Below are 17,851 nucleotides of genomic sequence, written 5' to 3'. Positions count from 1 at the left end.
GCCTCTCGTCGGGGATCGTCGGGGATCAGTCTCGGGTGCTCGCCCGGCGGTAGCCGGTCGCGAGCGGAACGGCGCAGACGGCGATGATGCCCGCGGACCACGCGATCAGCTCGAGCAACGGCGCCGCCACCGGCCCGCCCACGGCGAGGCCGCGCATCGCGTCGACGGTGTTGCTGAAGGGCTGGTGCTGCACCAGCGGCTGCAGCCAGCGCGGGTACTGCTCCAGCGGAACGAAGCCGGTGCAGAAGAACATGAACAGGCCCGAGACCAGGGCCGTGGCCTCGACCACGATCGTCTTGGCGGCGTACACCGCCACGGTGAGCACGGCGGTCGCGAAGGCCACGCCGAACACGGCCGGCACCAGCAGCCACGCGGCCAGCGCGGCGGGGCCGTTCTCGAACCGCAACCCCAGCAGCACACCGGTGATGGTGAGCACCGCCGTGGCGGCGACGATGCGCAGTGCCTCCGCGAACAGCCGGGAGGTGATCCCCGCGGCGCGATGGATGGACGTGACCCACAGGCGCGCGAGGAAGCCGCCGTCCCGTTCCGCCATCAGCCCGAGGCCGCCCACGGTCGCTCCCTGCGTCGCGGCCACCAACGCCACGAGCGGCACACTGCCCACCAGCGCGCTCGTCCCGGTGATCTCCGAGATGCCATCCCCCAGCACGACGTTCAGCGTGACGAGGAAGGCGACGGGTACCAGCACCGTCTCCGCGAGGGTGGCGGGGTCCCGCACCCAGCGCGAGATGATCCTTCCGGCGAGCACGCCGGTCTGCCGGGCGAGCGCTCCCGCGGACCTCTCGCCGAAATGCGCCGCGCTCACCGGCCCGTTCGCGGGCCGCGGTACCGCCGTCATCGGCCCCTCCTCGCCGCCACCAGGGCGTGCACCGGCCCCGCGACCGCGATCAGCCCGACCGCCCAGTACACCGCGGGACCGACGACCGCCCAGGAGGCCTCGCCCGCGGCGCCGGGAACGGAATCCCCGGCCAGCGCGCGCAGCGCGAACACGAACTGCGAGATGGGCTGATCGCGCACGAAGCCCTGGATCCATTCGGGGAACCGCGCGACGGGCTGCACCCCGACGGACAGCAGGCCCAGCGTGAGCTGCGGCAGCATCATCAGGTGGGTGGTGGCATCGGGGTTGCGGGTCGCGGTTCCCACCAGGTCGCTGACGAGGGCCAGCATCAACCCGAGCAGCAGGGCCAGCACGACGAATCCGGCGGTGTGCGCGAGGCCGCCGTAGAAGCGGAAGCCGATGACGTGCCCGCAGACCAGTGAGATCACGAGCGCGATCGCGCACCGGTACATGCTCGCGGACATCCGGGCCGCGAGCGGCGCCAGCCGGGCGATGGGCATCGACCGGAACCGTCGGTCGATGCCCTCGAGGGAGTCGGTGGCCGCCCGGAAGCCGCCGGATATCGCCGCGAAGGAGATCGCCTGCAGGACGATGAGCGGCGTGAGGTACTGGCCGTAGCTGCTCATGGTCATCGCAGAGGAGCCCATGAACTGCTTGAGCGGCACGTAGAAGCCCACGGTGAACATCACCGAGGCGGCCACCTGGGTGGCGAGCTCGCCGGTGCGCAGCGTGGGCGCCACGGCGCGGGTGGTCAGCACCCACCACTGTTGCGCGAGCGAGGTGTCGGGGCGCCGCGTCACACCACCACGTCCTCGTCGGAACGGCGGGCGGAGTCCCCGGTCAGCGCGAAGAAGACCTCGTCGAGCGACGGGCGGCGCAGCGCCACGTCGCGGATCTCCACGCCGGTCGGCTCGATGTACGCCACCGCGTCCACCAGGGTCCGCATCCCCTCGGGTGCCAGGATGGTGACCCGGTCCGCGTCCGCGCCGTTCGCACCGTCGGCCACCATGCCGAGCGCGGCGAGGATGCGCGGCACGTCCGCGCGGTGCCGCGGCACGATCTCGCAGACCGTCGCGCCCGTCCGTTCCTTGAGCTCGTCCGCCGTGCCCTCCGCGATGACGGTGCCCCGGTCGATCACGGTGATCCGGTCGCTGAGCGCGTCCGCCTCCTCCAGGTACTGGGTGGTGAGCAGGGTCGCGATCCCGTCGTCGCGCAGCCGTGCGACCAGATCCCACACGCCCTGCCGGCTGCGCGGGTCGAGGCCGGTCGTCGGCTCGTCGAGGAACACGACCTCCGGCCGGATCACCAGCCCGCAGGCGATGTCGATGCGCCGGCGCATGCCGCCGGAGTACGTCCCCACCCTGCGATCGGCGGCGTCCTCGAGGTCGAAGCTCGCCAGCAGCTCGGCGGCGCGGACGCGGGCGTCCGCCTTACGGAGCCCCTGCAGGCGGCCGAACAGGACGAGGTTCTCCCGACCGGTGAGCAGGTCGTCGAGGGCCGCGTTCTGTCCGGTGAGCATGATCGCGCGGCGTACCGCCGCCGGGTCGGTCGCCACGTCGTGCCCGGCGACGCGGACGGTCCCTCCGCCGGGCCGCGACAGCGTGGCCAGGATGTCCACCGTGGTGGTCTTCCCCGCCCCGTTGGGACCCAGGAGCCCCGGGATCTCCCCGGCGCGGACCGTGAGGTCGACGCCGCGGAGCGCGTCGAAGTCGCCGAACCGCTTGGTCAGGCCCTCCACCACGACGGCCGGCTCGGAACCGCGCATCACGCCTCACCTCCTGACAGGTCGACGAGGTCCCAGTCGTCGTCCTCGGCCTCCGGGGCGCAGCCGCGGGCGAGTGCGGCGAGCGCGTCCGGCACGGCGACCGCCAGCGCGTCGATCCGCCCGGCGTCGACGCGCCGGGCGTCGTACCACCAGTCCAGGTGCAGCCTCCCGGCGCTGCGGTGGACCCGCAGCTCCACGGGATGCCCGAGCCCGGGCACCACGTCCCGCACCGGCATGGCCGCGTCGGCGGCGAACCACACCTCGGTCGGGCCGTGCTCCGCGTCGGGTGCGTCGGCGACGGTGCCCGCCACCACGAGGTGCACGTCGGCCTCGCCGGCGGCGGCCAGCGCGGCCGCTGTGGGCGCATGCAGGTGCCGCAGCAGCCCGTATCCGACGCCCTGGTGCGGGATCGCGCGCAGCTCGCCGCGAACCCGGTCGAGGAGCTCGGCGTCACCGGCGGGCGAATCCGGTGAGGCCGGGGCCGCGAACGCGACGGGGTGCACGGCGGTGAACCAGCCCACCGTGTCCCGCGCGTCGAGGGCCGGCTTGAGCACCGGCCGCGTGTCGCCGTCGAGGTCGATCACGACCCGGCCCGGCTCCGGTCCGGTCGGCCCGGCGGCGGTCGCGGTGACCGCGCGCACCAGCGCGGCGGTGACGAGTTCCTCCAGGCGGATCCCCGTGCGGCGCCGAGCATCGTCGATCTCCGCGGCCTGCGCGATCCCCAGCGTCGTGGGCACGCGCACGTAGTCTCCGGCGGCCGGACCGGCCTGCGCATCGGCGTCGGCGTTCGCGACCCGGAGCACCGGCCCCGAGGTCGTCTCGCGCCAGCGGCTCCGGGTCTCGAGGACGGCCGGATGTCCGACGAGGCCCGCGAGTTGCTGGCACCACGCAGCCCAGCCGGTCGCGGGCGGCGCGAGCCACGCCTGCATCCCGGCCGCCCGCTGCCCGAAGCCGGTGAGCAGGTCACCCACGAGGAGCTCGCGGGAGCGGGCGTCGCCCACGTGGCCGGGCACGCCGAGCGCGAGCCGGGCCGGGCCGCCGCCGTCCGGGCGGAGCAGCAGTGCGGTCAGCGGGGGCGCGTCGGCGTCGATGGTCTCGGCCAGCCGCTGCGCGGCGACGCGGTCCAGGTCGGGATCGGCTGTGCTCTCCTCGGTGACGCGGAGGTACTGCGCGGCGGCCTCCACCGCGCCGATCACCTGTTCCCACAGGCCGTCCCGATCCCGCTCGAAGCGCAGTCGCAGTGCCTCGTGCCGCTGCACGAGCGCCGTGAGGACGGCTTCGACGTCGTCGGCGCTCACCTGTTCGCCCACCCCCAGCACCAGCGGGATCCGCCAGCGGCCGGGCTCCCGCAGGCCGCTCTCGGCGAGCCGGGCGAGCACGGGCGGCAGCGGCGGGCGGTCCGACGGTGCCGCGGGCCCACCGAGGCCGCCGGCGCTCTCCCGCTCCGCGACGGCGCGGGCGAGTCCCGCGACCGTCGGATGGTCGTAGAGGTCCTGCGGCGTGAGCTCGATCCCCGCGTGTCCGGCGGCCATGGAGACGCCGATCGCGATGAGCGAATCACCACCCAGGTCGAAGAAGTCGGCGTGCGGGTCGACGATGTCGGCGCCGAGGCACGCCGCCCAGACCCGGCCCAGGGCCTCCTCGACACCGGCCTCGGTCGTCCTGTCCGGGGCGCCCTCCACGGCCTGTTCGGGCAGAGCGCCGGGCGCGCCCGCCGACCGCGTGCGGGGTGCGGGGTCGATCCAGTGCCGTTCCGGCAGGAAGGGGTACCCGGGGAGCAGTATCGAACGACCTTCCGGGGCACCGGTGTCCACGTCGAGTCCCGCCGCCCAGAGAGCGCCGATCCCCTCGAGGAGGACCTCGTGATCGTCGCGGTCCTGCGCGGGGTGCCGCACGAGCCGCACGGCGCGGTGCGAGTCGAGGAACTTCGGGTGCCGCTTCGCGGCCGAGGTCAGCGTCCCGCCGGGGCCGACCTCCACGAGGATCCGGTGCGGATCGGCGAGCACCACGTCGAGTTCGTCGGCGAACCGGACGGTGGCCCGCATCTGCCGCGCCCACGTCGCCGGGTCGGTCGCCTCGGCGTCGGTGAGCAGGGCGCCGGTCACGTTGGAGGCCATGGGGATCCGGGGTGCGCGCAGATCGACGCCGGCGAGGTGCTCGGCGAACTGCGCCGCCGCCGGCTCCATCAGCCGCGAGTGGAAGGCGTGCGAGGTGCGCACGCGGCGCGCGGTGATCGAATCGGCCGCGAGCTTCGCGGTGAGCTCGTCGATCGCCGGTCCGGCGCCCGCGACGACGCAGGCGCCCGGCTCGTTGATCGTCGCCACGTCGATGTCGGCGGCGAGGTACGGCGCGAGCTCGGCGGGGCCCAGCGGCACCGCGAGCATGACGCCGTGGGGCGCGGCCTGCATGACCCGACCGCGTTCGGCGACGACGGCGATCGCGGTGGGCAGGTCGAGGACGCCGGCGACCGCCGCGGCCACGTACTCGCCGACGCTGTGCCCCACCAGCAGCGAGGGCCGCACGCCGCGCTGCTCGAGCAGGCGCGCCAGCGCGTACTCGACGGTGAACAGCGCGGGCTGGGAGCGGTCCGTGCGCTCGAGCTCCCGGCTGCGGCCGGAGAACATCAGGGCCTTGAGGTCGATCCCCAGCGCCGCGTCGAAGCCGGCGGCGCACCGGTCCACGTTCTGCGCGAACACCGGTTCCGCCTCGTACAGCCCGCGGGCCATGCCCACGTACTGTGCGCCCTGCCCCGGGAACAGCAGCGCCACCCGGTCCCGGGCGTCCTCGGCTCCGTCGGGAACATCCCCGGCGACGCCGGCGCCGGCGCGCAGGGCGGCCACGGCGTGCGCGCGGTCGCGCACCACGGTGACGCCGCGGGTGACGTCGGCGGGACGCGCGGCCAAGGTCGCGGCCACGTCGGTCATCTCGATGCGCTCGTCGGCCTCCAGCGCGTCCGCGAGCCGCGCCCGGGCCACGCCGAGCCGCTCGGTGCCCCGCGCCGAGAGCCGCAGGGGGAAGGGCCCTCGTGGCTGTGCGGGCGGTGCCGGCTGCGGCACGGGCGGTGCCTCCTCCAGCACCAGGTGCACGTTGGTGCCGCCCACGCCGAAGGAGCTGACGCCGGCGCGGCGCGGGCCCGCGCTCGTCCATTCGACGAGCCCCGGGTTGATCTCGAAATCGCCGCCCTCGAGCCGCAGCTCGGGGTTCGGCGACGTGTAGTGCAGGGTCCCGGGAAGCTCCCGGTGCTTGAGCGCCAGGATCGCCTTGAGCAGCCCGGCGATCCCGGAGGCCACCTCGAGGTGCCCGATGTTCGCCTTGACCGACCCCAGGCGGCACGGCCCGCTGCGCTCCCGTTCGGCGAGTTCGAAGGCCTGCCGCAGCCCGTCGATCTCGATCGGGTCGCCGAGCGGCGTGCCGGTGCCGTGGGTCTCGACGTAGCCGATGTCCGCGGGGTCGACGCCGGCCACGGCGTGCGCCTCGGCGATCGCGGCGGCCTGCCCGGCGGCGGTCGGGGCGGCGTAGGTCATCTTGGCGGCGCCGTCGTTGTTGATGGCCGAGCCGCGGATCACGGCGTGCACCCGGTCACCGTCGGCGCGGGCCCGCTCGAGGGTCTTGAGCACGACGACGCCGACGCCGCTGCCGAAGACGGTGCCGTCGGCGCGCACGTCGAAGGGGCGGCAGTGCCCGCTGGGCGAGGTCATCGCACCGTGCGTGTGCCAGTAGCCGGCGCGATTGGGCACGCGGATCGACGCGCCACCGGCGATCGCCGCATCGACCTCCCCGGCGATCAGCGCCTGGCAGGCCAGGTGCACGGCGACGGCCGACGACGAGCACGCCGTCTGCACCGACAGCGCCGGACCGTGCAGATCGAACTGGTGCGCCACCCGGGTGGCGATGTGGTCCTTGTCGTTGCGCAGCGACAGGTCGATCATCTCGAAACTCGCGCCGTCGCCGATGGTGCGGCCCACGTCGATCCGCGACATCAGGTTGTTGAGCAGGTAGCTGCTCGCGGAGGCCGTCCCGTAGACGCCGACGGCGCCGTCGAGCTCCGTCGGCCGGTACCCGGCGTCCTCGATCGCGTGCCACACGCTCTGCAGGAACAGGCGCTGCTGCGGGTCGAGCCCCTCGGCGACGGCCGGGGTGAACCCGAACAGGTCCGCGTCGAATTCGTCGATCCCGTCGAGCGGGGCGCCCGCCCGGATGTAGCCGCGGTCCTTGAGGGCCTCGGCCCCGACGCCCGAATCCCGCAGCTCCGCCTCGGGGATCGGGACGATCGATTCGACGCCGTCGCGGAGGTTGCGCCAGTACTCGGCGAGATCGCGCGCGCCGGGGAACCTCCCGGCCATGCCGACGACCGCGATCATCTCGGCGTCACCGGGTCCGTCGCCGGCTCCGTCGTCACGGACCGCGTGCAGGGTGCTCTCCGTCGAGGTCATGCGATGTGGCCTGCCTTCCGTCGTGCCGCGCCGCGGCGGCGGGCGGCGGCGCGCTGCGCAGCGCGGTCGCGGAGCCCGCCGGGCGCCGCTACGGTGTCGTTGCCGTCGTCGTCGATGCCGAGCCGGCGCACCAGGTCGGTCGCGAGGCCGGTGAGGTCGGCGCCCTGGAGCAGCAGCGCCACCGGCGGCTCGATGCCGAACTCGGCGCGGGCGGCGTTGCGGATCCGCACCGCCATCAGCGAATCGAGCCCGAGTTCGGTGAGGGGGCGGTCGGTGGGGATGCCGGCGCCACCGGTGTATCCGAGGACCGCGCCGATCCGCGCGCGCAGCCGGCCCTGGACCGCCGCCACCGCGTCGCCGAAGGGCAGTGCGCGCAGCGACTCCGGGTCGATCGCGCCCGGTTCCTCCTCGGGTTCGAGTTCCGCCATCAGGTGGGTGAAGTAGCCGAGCCCGGCGAGCTCCGGGAACGCCGAGGCGGCGCGGTCGAGCCGTAGCCGGGCGACGCCGACCCGGGTGTGTGCGCCGCCGAGGATCGCATCGAGCGCCTCCGCGCCCTCCGCCGGGGAGATCGGGTCCAGCACGCCCATCTCGAGCGAACGGGCGAGACCGACCTCGGACCACTGGCCCCAGCAGATCGACGTGGCCGCCTTCCCGCGCGCACGGCGCCGCTGCGCCAGTGCGTCCAGGTAGGCGTTCGCCGCGGCGTACGCGCCCTGGCCGGGCGAGCCCAGCAGCGAGGCGGCGGAGGAGAACAGCACCCACCAGTCGAGGTCGCGGTCCGCGGTCGCCGCGTCCAGCCGGGCCGCGCCGGTCGCCTTCGGCCGCCACACGCGGGCGAGTGCGTCCTCGGACATCGCCGCCACCAGTTCGTCGTCGAGGACGGCCGCGGAGTGGATCACCCCGCGCAGCTGCAGGCCCGTCTCCTCGGCCGCCGCGACCAGCGCCTCCGCGACCCCGGGCTCGGCGATGTCGCCGCGCACGTAGGTCGCGCTCTCGCCCAGCGCGTCGAGGGCCGCCGCCGCCTCGGCGGAGGGCTCGCCGCGACCGGAGAGCACCACGCGGCCCGCCCCGGCCGCCACCAGGCGCCGGGCCACTACGAGGCCGATGCCGCCGAGGCCGCCGGTGACCACGTACGCGCCGTCGTCGCGCACCGTCGGGACGGCGGACCCGGCCGGGTCGGGATCCGCCCGCACCAGCCGTTGGACGAACCGCTCGCCGTCGCGCCACGCGACGAGGTCGTCGCCGCCGGCGCCCTCCCGGTCCAGGGCCACCGTGAGGCCCGCGCCGGCGGGCAGGTCGACGAGCGTGGCCCGCAGGTCCGGGTGCTCGTACGCGAGGACGCGGACGAGGCCCGTGAGCGCGCCGGCTGCTGGGCTGCCCGGCTCGCCGTCGCGCACCGCCAGGCCGTCGCGGGTGACGAGCAGGAGCCGCGGCGGGCGGCCGTGCCAGCCGGTGGTCACCGCGCGCACCACGGCGGCGACGCGCCGCACCGTCTCCCGGGCCGCGTCGGCCTCGGTGACGGGCTCCTGGTTCGACGGTGCGTCGAGCAGCAGGAGCACCCCGGCGAGGGGGTGGTCGGGGTCCGCCGCGGCCCGCGCGACGGCGTCGGCGAGTCCCTGGTCGTCGAACCCGGCCGTGACGATCCGCCGGTCGGGCCGGGCGAGCTCGGCGGCGGCGTCCGCGGTCGCCGCGGCGTCCGCCGCGAGCACCAGCCAGCTGCCCGCCCCCGCGCCGGGTGCCGCCGCGGCGGCGGGCGCCGCCTCCCAGCGGTGCCCGAACAGCTTGCGCTCCAGGGGAAGCGGCACGGTGCCCCGCTGGATGCGGCGCAGGAAGACGCCCCGCACCTCCGCGGCGACGGCACCGGACGGGGCGAGGATCGTGACGTCGCCGGTGATGCCCTCCGCGCCGACGGAGGTGATCCTCGCCCGGCACAGGGCGCGCCGCCCGACGGGGCCGGACAGCCGGATCGCTTCGACGGCGACGGGCAGGTACGCGGCGTCGCCCGCCACGGCCTCCGCGGGCAGCGCCGCCGCCAGCGTCTGCAGTGCCGCGTCGAGAGCCACCGGGTGCAGTGCGAACTCCGGGTGCGCGGCGGCCTCCGCGGGCAGGGCGATGTCCGCCTCGGCGGCGCCCGCCGGGTCCTGCAGCACCCGCTCGAGGGCGACGAAGGCCGTGTCGTGATGGGCTCCCGCACGCCGCAGTGCGGCGTAGATCTCGCGGGGCGAGACCGGGGCGCCGCCGGACGGTGCACCGACCGGCGCGCCCGCGCTCGAGGCCGGGACCCCGGCTCCCACGCGCCCGGTCGCGTGCCGGATCCACTCCCCCGCCGGACCCCGGCTGAACACCTCGACCCGAGCGGTGCCGTCGGTGCTCTCGGGATCGTGGATGAGTTGCGTGGTGAGCGGGACCGAGTCCGTCAGCGGCAGCATCTGCTCGACCTCGAGCCCGGCCAGCCCGGCCGCCGCGTCGCCGAAGACCGCGCGGCCCGCGGCCAGGACGATCTCGGCGAAGCCCGCCGCGGGCATGATGGGCTGGCCCTGCACGCGGTGATCGCGGAGCCATGGGATCAGGTCGAGCCCGGCGTCGGCGTGCCACAGGACTCCGGTGCCCGACGGCAGGTCGACGCGGTCCCCGAGCAGCGGATGTGCGGCGGAGGCCGCGCGGCCGGCGTTCGGGGCGGTGGCGGTCGTCCAGTACCGCTCGTGCTGCCACGTGTGCGGGGGCAGGTCGATGATGCGGCCGGCGGGCGCGTCGCCGCCGAGGCGGGCGCGGTGCGCGCGGAAGACGACGGTGTCGTCCTCGTCGCGCAGGAGCGTGGGCAGGACGACGACCTCGCGGTCCGCGGGGCGGTTCTCGGCGAGCGCGTGGGTGAGCACCGGGTGCGGGCTCACCTCGATGAGCGTGCCGAACCGCGCGGCCGCGCCGGCGGCGACCGGGGCGAACCGCACCGGCTGCCGCAGGTTGTCCGCCCAGTAGTCGGCGTCGAAGACCGGGGCCTCCTCGCCGGCCCGCACGGTCGACAGGACGGGGATCGTGACGGCGGTGGGCCGCAGGCCGGACAGCGCGGCGCGCAGCTCGTCGAGGATGGGGTCCACCGTCGCGTGGTGCGAGGCCACGTCGACCTCGACGCGGCGCGCCAACAGGTTCCGCGCCGACACCGCGGCGATCACGTCGTCGATCCGCTCGGGCGGACCGGCCACGACCGTCTGCCGCGGCGAGGCGACGACCGCGACGGACACGCCCTGGTGGTCGGCCAGCAACTCCTCCGCGGCGGCGGCCTCCATCTCGAGCAGTGCCATCGCGCCCTGGCCCGAGAGTTCGCGGCGCATGAGGGCCGACCGGGTGGCGATCACCCGCAGGCCGTCGGCCACCGACAGTCCGCCGGCCACGACCGCAGCGGTCACCTCGCCCATGGAGTGGCCGATCACGGCGTCGGGCACGATTCCGTGGGCGCGCCACAGGTCCGCCAGCGCCAGCTGCACGCCCACCAGGACGGGCTGGATCCGGTCGATGCCCGTGACCGGCTCGCCGGATGCGAGGGTATCGCGGAGCGAGAACCCCACCTGCGCCGCGAATTCCGGCTCGATGCGGTCGACGGCGGCGGCGAACGCCGGCTCCTCGGCGAGCAGCCTGCGCCCCATTCCCGGCCACTGCGAGCCCTGACCGGAGAACACGAACACCACGCCCGGCTTCGGCCGGGCGCCCACGGGCGTGACCCCGGCGCGGCCGTCTCCGGCCGCGAGCGCCCGCAGCGCGTCGACGACGCCCGCGCGGTCGCGCGCGGTCGCGGCCCCGGTGACCGGGGCACCGTCGGCCTGCCGCGCGACGGTGTGCGCGACGTCGCCCAGGTCGGCAGCGGCGCCCTTGCCCTGCAGCCAGCCGGCAAGCGCATCGGCCCGCGCCGTGACGGCGCCGGGCGAGTTGCCGCCGATGCGGACGACGTGCGGCCCCGCCGGTTCCGCCCCGCCCGTCTGCGCGGTGGGCACCGCGTCCGGCCCCTGCTCGAGCACGATGTGGGCGTTCGTGCCGCCCAGTCCGAAGGACGAGACGGCGGCGCGCCGCGGGCCCCCGGCCGACGGCCACGGATCGGCCTCGGTCGGCACGTACAGCCGGGTCCCGGCCGGGTCGATCGCCGGATTCCACCGCGTGAAGTGCAGGTTGGGCGGCACCTGCCCGCGGTGCACAGCGAGCACCGCCTTGATGAAGCCCGCGATCCCCGCTGCCGCCTCGAGGTGGCCCATGTTCGTCTTGACCGCGCCGAGCGCGCACCGCCCCTCGCCGGATCCGTAGACCCGGGACAGCGCATCGAATTCGATCGGATCGCCCAGCGCGGTCCCGGTGCCGTGCGTCTCCACGAAGTGCACCGACGACGCGGGAACCTCGCCGAGGGCGCGGGTGATCACCTCGCGCTGCGCGGGCGCGTTGGGGGCGGTCAGGCCGTTGCTGCGACCGTCCTGGTTGGTGGCGGTACCGCGGACGACGGCGAGCACCCGGTCACCGTCGCGCACCGCGTCGGTCAGCCGCTTGAGCACGACAACGCCGCAGCCCTCGCCGCGGACGAAGCCGTCGGCGGCGGCGTCGAAGGTGTGGCACCGGCCGCGCGGGGAGAGCATCCCCCACTTGCCCAGGGCGAGCTGGGTCTCGGGGCGCAGGATGAGGTTCACGCCGCCCGCGAGGGCGAGGTCGCTCTCCCGCGAGCGCAGGCTCTGGCAGGCCAGGTGCACCGACACCAGCGACGACGAGCACGCCGTGTCCACCGCGATCGCCGGGCCGCGCAGGCCCAGCAGGTAGGCGATGCGGCCCACCGTGACGCTGTGCGCGTTGCCGGTCGCCGCGTAGGCGTCGATGGCGTCGAGATCGGCCATCGATGCCGACTGATACTCGTTGTAGTAGACACCCATCAGCACGGCGGCACGGATGCCCTCGGCGCTCTGCGGCGCGATCCCTGCGTGCTCGAGCGCCTCGCACGCGACCTCGAGCAGCACCCGCTGCTGGGGGTCCATCGTCTCCGCCTCGCGCGGCGCGATGCCGAAGTGCGCGGCATCGAATCCCGCGATCTCGTCGAGGAAGCCGCCCCACTTGGACGGCATGCGCCCGGGCACGGACGGATCGGCGTCGTAGTACTCGTCGGCGGCCCAACGGTCCGCCGGGACCTCGACGATCGCGTCCTGCCCGCGCATCAGCAGATCCCAGTACTGCTGCGGGGAGTTCGACCCGCCGGGGAAGCGGCAGCCGACCCCGATCACCGCGATCGGCTCCGCCGCGGCCACCCGCGCCGACTTCGCGAACTGGTCGGTCAGCGCGTCCCGCTGCGCGTCGGTCATGGCCCGCACGCGGGCGTACGTCGAGCCCTTGGACGCCGCGGGTGCGGCGGGCGTGGTCCGGTTCGTATCGGCCATCAGATCTCTCCCTCGGCGGCGGCGAAGCTCTCCGCGCTGTCGAACAGTTCGTCCAGCAAGCCGGATTCGTCGGCGGCGGTATCGAATTCTGTCCCCGGATCGGGTTGCACGGCAGCGGGATCCGCGACCACCGAGCCGGCGATATGCGCGGCCAGGAGCGTCACGGTCGGGTTGTCCCACAGCATGGTCGCCGAGAGGTCCACGCCCAGAACCTCCTTCGCGTCGCGCAGCATGGCCATCGCCATCATCGAGTCGAGCCCCAACTCGGGGAAGGGCTGATCGACGTCGATCGCGGCCGGCTCGGTGCCCAGCTCGCGCGCCAGCACGTCCGTCAGCACCCGCGCCACCGTGGCGCGCGCCTCGTCCGCGGTGAGTGCCGCCAGATCCGGCACGGCCTTGAGGGATCCGGCGCCGCCGGGCTCCGGCGCCCCGGCACCGCCGGACCGGGAGACCTCCACCCGGGCGGCCTCCGCGACCGGGTCGACGGCGGCGAACCGGACGCCGCGCAACTCCAGGAGGAGCCGGCCGGCCGGTGCCTCCACGCGGGCATCGACGACCAGGTCGTCGGCGGCGTCCGCGCGCCGCGTCACCGCCACCTCCACGTCGGTGCCGAGGGCCGCGTCCGCGAGCGTCATCTCCTCGATCGCGGCGGGCAGCAGCAGCCCGTCGCCGGTCCGCCCGCTCAGGCGGGCCAGGTGCACCGCGGCGTCGATCGCGGCGGCGGGCGCCGCCTCGCCGGGCAGTCGCACGCGGGCGCGCAGCGCACCCGGGCCGGCGTCGTGCCCGGTGATCTCCCAGCGGAAGGGCACGCCGTCCACGCCCCACCGCCGGCTCAGCTCCCGCGCGGTCGCGGCGTCGTAGACCGGCGTGTCGTAGTCACCGTCGGGCGCGGACGGGGCGGCGGGCGCCGGCTGCGCCGCTGCTGTTCCGAGGCTCGCGCTCGCGTGCCGGATCCACCGGTCCTCGGGCGCGCCCGGGTCGGTGCTCGAGCGGACCGCGACCCCGTCCGGGCCGGTCGTGACCCGGACGGCGCGGGCGCGATCGAGGACGATCGGGTACTCGAAGCGGACGCCGCTCGCCCGCGGCGCCACGCTCAGCAGCGATGCGGCGATCACCGACACGGGCACCACCTCGACGCCCCGGACCCGGTGCGCGACGGGGTGCGGCCGCGCCGCCGCGGACACGCCGACCGGCCCCGAACCGTCTGCGCCCAACAGGGTTCCGGCCACGGGTGCGGGGAGCGCGTCGACGGTGTCCGTGCCCTCGGCGAGCAGGTCGTCGACGACGGCCAGGGCGGTGCGGGTGCGGAAGTTCTCGGCCAGCCGGGGCCAATCGGCGCCCACGACGACGCTCCGGGTGGGGGCCTCGGGGCCCAGCACCGACGGCAGGCAGCGGACCGCGGCGTCGTTCGGCATCGGGGTCAGGCCGCCGGAGGCCATGTCGGGCTGCGCCTGCGCCCACGACGCGAACAGCCCCCAGTCGACCACGCGCGCGGGCAGCCCCAGGTGCCGGCGGGCGGCGGCCACCGCGTCGGCGTACGCATTCGCGGCGGTGTAATGGCCCAGCCAGCGGGAGCCGAGGATCCCGGTGATCGACGAGAAGATCACGAAGTCGCGCACCGGCGTGCCGAGGCTCAGCTCGTGCAGGTTCGCCAGCACGTCGACCTTCGATCGGAACATGGCGTCCACGTCGTCGTCGCTGAGCTCCGCCAGCAGCCCACCCCCGCCGGACAGCGCGGCCGCGTAGATCCCGCCGAGCGGCGGGAGATCGTGGCCGAACCGGGCGAACAGCGCGCCCATGGCCGCCGGGTCGGCGGCGTCCGCGGCCACCGGGATCACCGCCGTGCCCTGGGCGGCGAGCTCGGCGGCGCCGTCGGGCAGGCCGCCGCGGCGCGAGAGCGCCACCACCGTCGTGGCGCCCATCCGCGCGAGCTGCCGCACCACGTCGCCGCCGATGTTGCCGGTGGCGCCCACCACGAGGTGGGTGCGGTCGCGGTCCACGTCCGCGCGGGCGATCGGTGCGGTGGCGCGGCGCAGGCGCGGTACCCGACGCACGCCGGCGCGGTAGTAGGCCTGATCGTCGGCGCGGCGACCGCTCGCGTCGGCCGCGGCGGCCTCGGCGCGCAGGACCGGCGCCACCAGCCGCGGCGGGAGGTCGGCGTCCACGTCGACGAGCCCGCCCCAGAACTCCGGGTGCTCCAGGGCGAGTGTGCGCCCGGCGCCCCACAGCACGGCGTGCACCGGATGGGCCCGCTCCCCCTCGGTGATCGCCTCCGCGTTGCGGGTGAGCACGGTCAACCGCGGGGGCTGCGGCAGCGCGGCGAGGATCCGGGTCAGTGCCGCCAGCTCGCCGATCACCCGTCGGGCCGCGGCCGGGTCGAATCCGTCGCCCGACCCGTCCGGGGCGTAGACCACGTGGTCCGTCCCGGTCAGCGCGGCGCGCACGGCGTCGGGGTTCGCCCGGAGCGCCGCCGCGGGCAGTCCGCTCGCGGGCGCGCCGAGTGCGCCGGCCAGGGCCGCGCCGCCGTCGTCCGCGAGGACGAGAGCGCGCAGGCCGTCCGCCGGGGCGACGGTCAGCTCGCGGACGGGGTGCTCGAGCCGCAGGAACCAGCCGTGCGGGCCGCCGTCGGCCACCGGGGCCTCGCCGCCCGTCTGCTGGGCGACCGCACGCGGGACGACCCAGTGCCGGCGCCGCAGCCACGGCACCGTCGGGAGGGACACGCGCGGCCGCATCCCGTCGGCGGGGGCGGGGCCCGCCGGGTACGACGGTCCGCCGACGGCCACCAGGTTGGTCTCGAAGATCACCGGCTCGGCGGCGTCGCGCAGGAGCGTGCCGACCACGAGGTGCTCGTCGTCGACGCCGTCGGCGATCGCGCCGGTCAGCAGCGGGTGCGGGGCTACCTCGATGAACGTGCCGTTGCCGGCGGCAGCGGCGGCCACGGCGTCCGCGAACCGCACCGGCCGGCGGAGGTTGTCGGCCCAGTAGTCCGCGTCCACGTGGGGCGCGGTGTCGCCGGGGCGGACGGTGGAGTGGAAGGGAATCCGGGGCGCGGTGGGCCGCAGGCCCGCGAGCGCCGTGCGCAGCTCGCCGAGGATCGGGTCGACGGTGGCGTGGTGCGAGGCCACGTCGACCTCCACGCGGCGCGCCAGCAGATCGCGCGCGGAGACCTCCGCGATCACCGCGTCGATCCGGTCGGGATCGCCGGCGACGACGGTCTGCCGCGGCGAGGCCACGACCGCGACGGACACGCCGTCGTGGCGTGCGGCCACCTCGGCGGCGCCGTCGGCGTCGAGTTCGAGCACCGCCATGGCGCCGCGCCCGGCGAGGTCGCGGCGCATGAGCGCCGACCGGGTGGCGATGACGGTGAGTCCGTCGACCACGGACAGCGCGCCCGCGACCACCGCGGCCGCCACCTCGCCCATCGAGTGCCCGATCACCGCGGCGGGCTCCACTCCGCGGGAGCGCCACAGGGCGGCGAGCGCGAGCTGGACGCCCACGAGCACGGGCTGAATGCGGTCGATGCCGCTGGTCACGTCGCCGTCGAGGAGCGCGGACTCCAGCGAGAAGCCGACGATCCGGCGGAAGTCGGGCTCGAGCTCGCGGACGGCGGCGGCGAACGCCGGCTCGGTCCGCAGCAGTTGCTGCCCCATTCCCGCCCACTGGGCGCCCTGGCCGGAGAAGACGAAGACCGTGCCCGGCCGCCGGCCGCCCGGCTGCGGCGCCACCACCGACGGTGCCGGCCGCCCGGCGGCGAGCGCCCGCAGGCCCGCCACGGCCCCGTCGTGATCGGCGGCGAGGACGGTCGCGATGCGCGGGAACCGCGGCCGGCGGTACGCGGCCTCGTACGCGACATCGGCGAGGGGCACCGCCCTGCCCGGGCCGGTGAGCCAGTCGGCGAGGTCCGCCGCGGCGGCGCCCACCCGCTCGATCGACTTGCCGGACACGATGATCCGGTGCACTGCGGCGCCGTCACCTGGGGTGGGCGCGGGCGCCGATGGAGAGGGTGCCTGCTCGAGGACCACGTGGGCGTTGGTGCCGCTGACCCCGAACGACGAGACGCCGGCCCGGCGCGGGCGGTCCCGCCCGGGCCAGTCGACGGTGCCGCCGGTGGGGAACGCGAAGCGGGCGGCGCCCTCGCAGGCGTGCGGGGTGAGGGCGTCGAAGTGCAGGTTCCGCGGGATGCGGCCGCGCTCCAGGGCGAGCACGGTCTTGATGAATCCGGCGATGCCGGCGGCGGATTCGAGGTGGCCGAGGTTCGACTTCACGGCGCCCACCACGAGCGGCGCGGCGTCGCCGCGGTCGCCGAAGACGCGGTCGAGGGTGTCGAGCTCGATCGGGTCGCCGAGCGCCGTTCCGGTGCCGTGCGATTCGACGAAGTCGATGTCGCCGGGTTCGAGGCCGGACACCCCGAGCGCCTGCCGCAGCAGGGCCTGCTGGGCCGGGCCGTTGGGCACCGTCTGGCCGCTGCTCGCACCGTCCTGGTTGACCGCGGTGCCTCGGACGACGGCGAGCACCCGGTCGCCGTCGGCGAGGGCGTCGGAGAGGCGCTTGAGCACGACGACGCCGCAGCCCTCGCTGCGCACGTAGCCGTCGGCGGCACCGTCGAAGGACTTGCACCGGCCGTCCGGGGCGAGCATGCCCCAGCGCGAGCACGCGATGCTGTTCTCCGGGGTCAGCACCAGGTTCACACCGGCGACGAGCGCGGCGTCGCTCTCGCGGCGGCGCAGGCCCTGGCACGCCAGGTGCAGCGCGCTCAGCGACGACGAGCAGGCCGTGTCCAGCACCACCGCCGGGCCGTTCAGCCCCAGGAAGTACGACACGCGGCCGGCGGCGAAGTTGTGGGCGCTGCCGAACGGGATGTACGGGTCGATCTCGTCGTGCGCCAGCGTCCCGGCCAGCGAGTTCGAGTAGTCGGCCGTGGTCAGGCCCACGTACACGCCGGTGCGGGTGCCGCGCAGCGCGGCGGGCACGATCCCGGCGTGCTCGATGGCCTCCCACGCGACCTCCATGAGGAGCCGGTGCTGCGGGTCCATCCCCGCGGCCTCGCGCGGGGAGATGCCGAAGAACTCGGCGTCGAACGCGGCCGGGTCCCAGTCGGTGAGGAATCCGCCCTCGCGGTTGACGATGGTCCCGGGCACGGTGTGATCGGTGGAATGCAGCGCGTCGGCGTCCCAGCGGTCGGCGGGGACCCGCACGACGGCGTCGCGGCCCTCGTCGAGGAGCTCCTAGAACTCGTCCGGGCCGGTGACCCCGCCGGGCAGGCGGCAGCCGATGCCCACGACGGCGACCGGTTCCCGGTGCCCGTCCTCGGCGACGGCGAGGCGCGCGGTCAGGTCGTCGATCTTGCGCAGCGCGTCGGTGATGACAGACCGCCGGTCGGGGGTGGATGACGTCATGA

Annotated in this window: 5 protein-coding genes and 1 pseudogene; all 6 read right to left on the bottom strand. The window is 75.7% G+C overall.

Annotated elements, in window-relative coordinates; translation table 11 throughout:
• Positions 1 to 25: 25 nt before the first annotated feature.
• On the bottom strand, positions 26 to 856 hold the full coding sequence (locus tag FK530_RS02640) for an ABC transporter permease (RefSeq protein WP_146485407.1): 831 nt from the start codon (positions 854 to 856) through the stop codon (positions 26 to 28).
• Complete coding sequence (locus FK530_RS02635; RefSeq protein WP_146485406.1) at positions 853 to 1,656, bottom strand: ABC-2 transporter permease; 804 nt, start codon at positions 1,654 to 1,656, stop codon at positions 853 to 855. Before FK530_RS02635 ends, FK530_RS02640 begins: the two co-directional genes overlap by 4 nt.
• On the bottom strand, positions 1,653 to 2,621 hold the full coding sequence (locus FK530_RS02630; protein WP_146485405.1) for an ATP-binding cassette domain-containing protein: 969 nt from the start codon (positions 2,619 to 2,621) through the stop codon (positions 1,653 to 1,655). Before FK530_RS02630 ends, FK530_RS02635 begins: the two co-directional genes overlap by 4 nt.
• On the bottom strand, positions 2,621 to 7,054 hold the full coding sequence (locus FK530_RS02625; protein WP_146485404.1) for a type I polyketide synthase: 4,434 nt from the start codon (positions 7,052 to 7,054) through the stop codon (positions 2,621 to 2,623). Before FK530_RS02625 ends, FK530_RS02630 begins: the two co-directional genes overlap by 1 nt.
• On the bottom strand, positions 7,051 to 12,453 hold the full coding sequence (locus FK530_RS02620) for a type I polyketide synthase (protein WP_146485403.1): 5,403 nt from the start codon (positions 12,451 to 12,453) through the stop codon (positions 7,051 to 7,053). The genes FK530_RS02625 and FK530_RS02620 overlap by 4 nt, the downstream gene beginning before the upstream one ends.
• Positions 12,453 to 17,849: pseudogene (locus FK530_RS02615) on the bottom strand (SDR family NAD(P)-dependent oxidoreductase). Before FK530_RS02615 ends, FK530_RS02620 begins: the two are co-directional and overlap by 1 nt.
• Between the last annotated feature and the right edge of the window lie 2 nt (positions 17,850 to 17,851).

Origin of the sequence: Tsukamurella conjunctivitidis (assembly GCF_007858475.1) — a bacterium.
Taxonomy (GTDB): domain Bacteria; phylum Actinomycetota; class Actinomycetes; order Mycobacteriales; family Mycobacteriaceae; genus Tsukamurella; species Tsukamurella conjunctivitidis.
Note: the sequence above shows the minus strand (reverse complement) of the source record. Positions and strands in the feature narration are given on the sequence as shown.

What these genes read in the sequence shown, in the direction of transcription:
- FK530_RS02640 (WP_146485407.1), bottom strand. Translation starts at nt 856, where the DNA reads ATGACGGCGGTACCGCGGCCCGCGAACGGGCCGGTGAGCGCGGCGCAT.
- FK530_RS02630 (WP_146485405.1), bottom strand. Translation starts at nt 2,621, where the DNA reads ATGCGCGGTTCCGAGCCGGCCGTCGTGGTGGAGGGCCTGACCAAGCGG.
- FK530_RS02625 (WP_146485404.1), bottom strand. Translation starts at nt 7,054, where the DNA reads ATGACCTCGACGGAGAGCACCCTGCACGCGGTCCGTGACGACGGAGCC.
- FK530_RS02620 (WP_146485403.1), bottom strand. Translation starts at nt 12,453, where the DNA reads ATGGCCGATACGAACCGGACCACGCCCGCCGCACCCGCGGCGTCCAAG.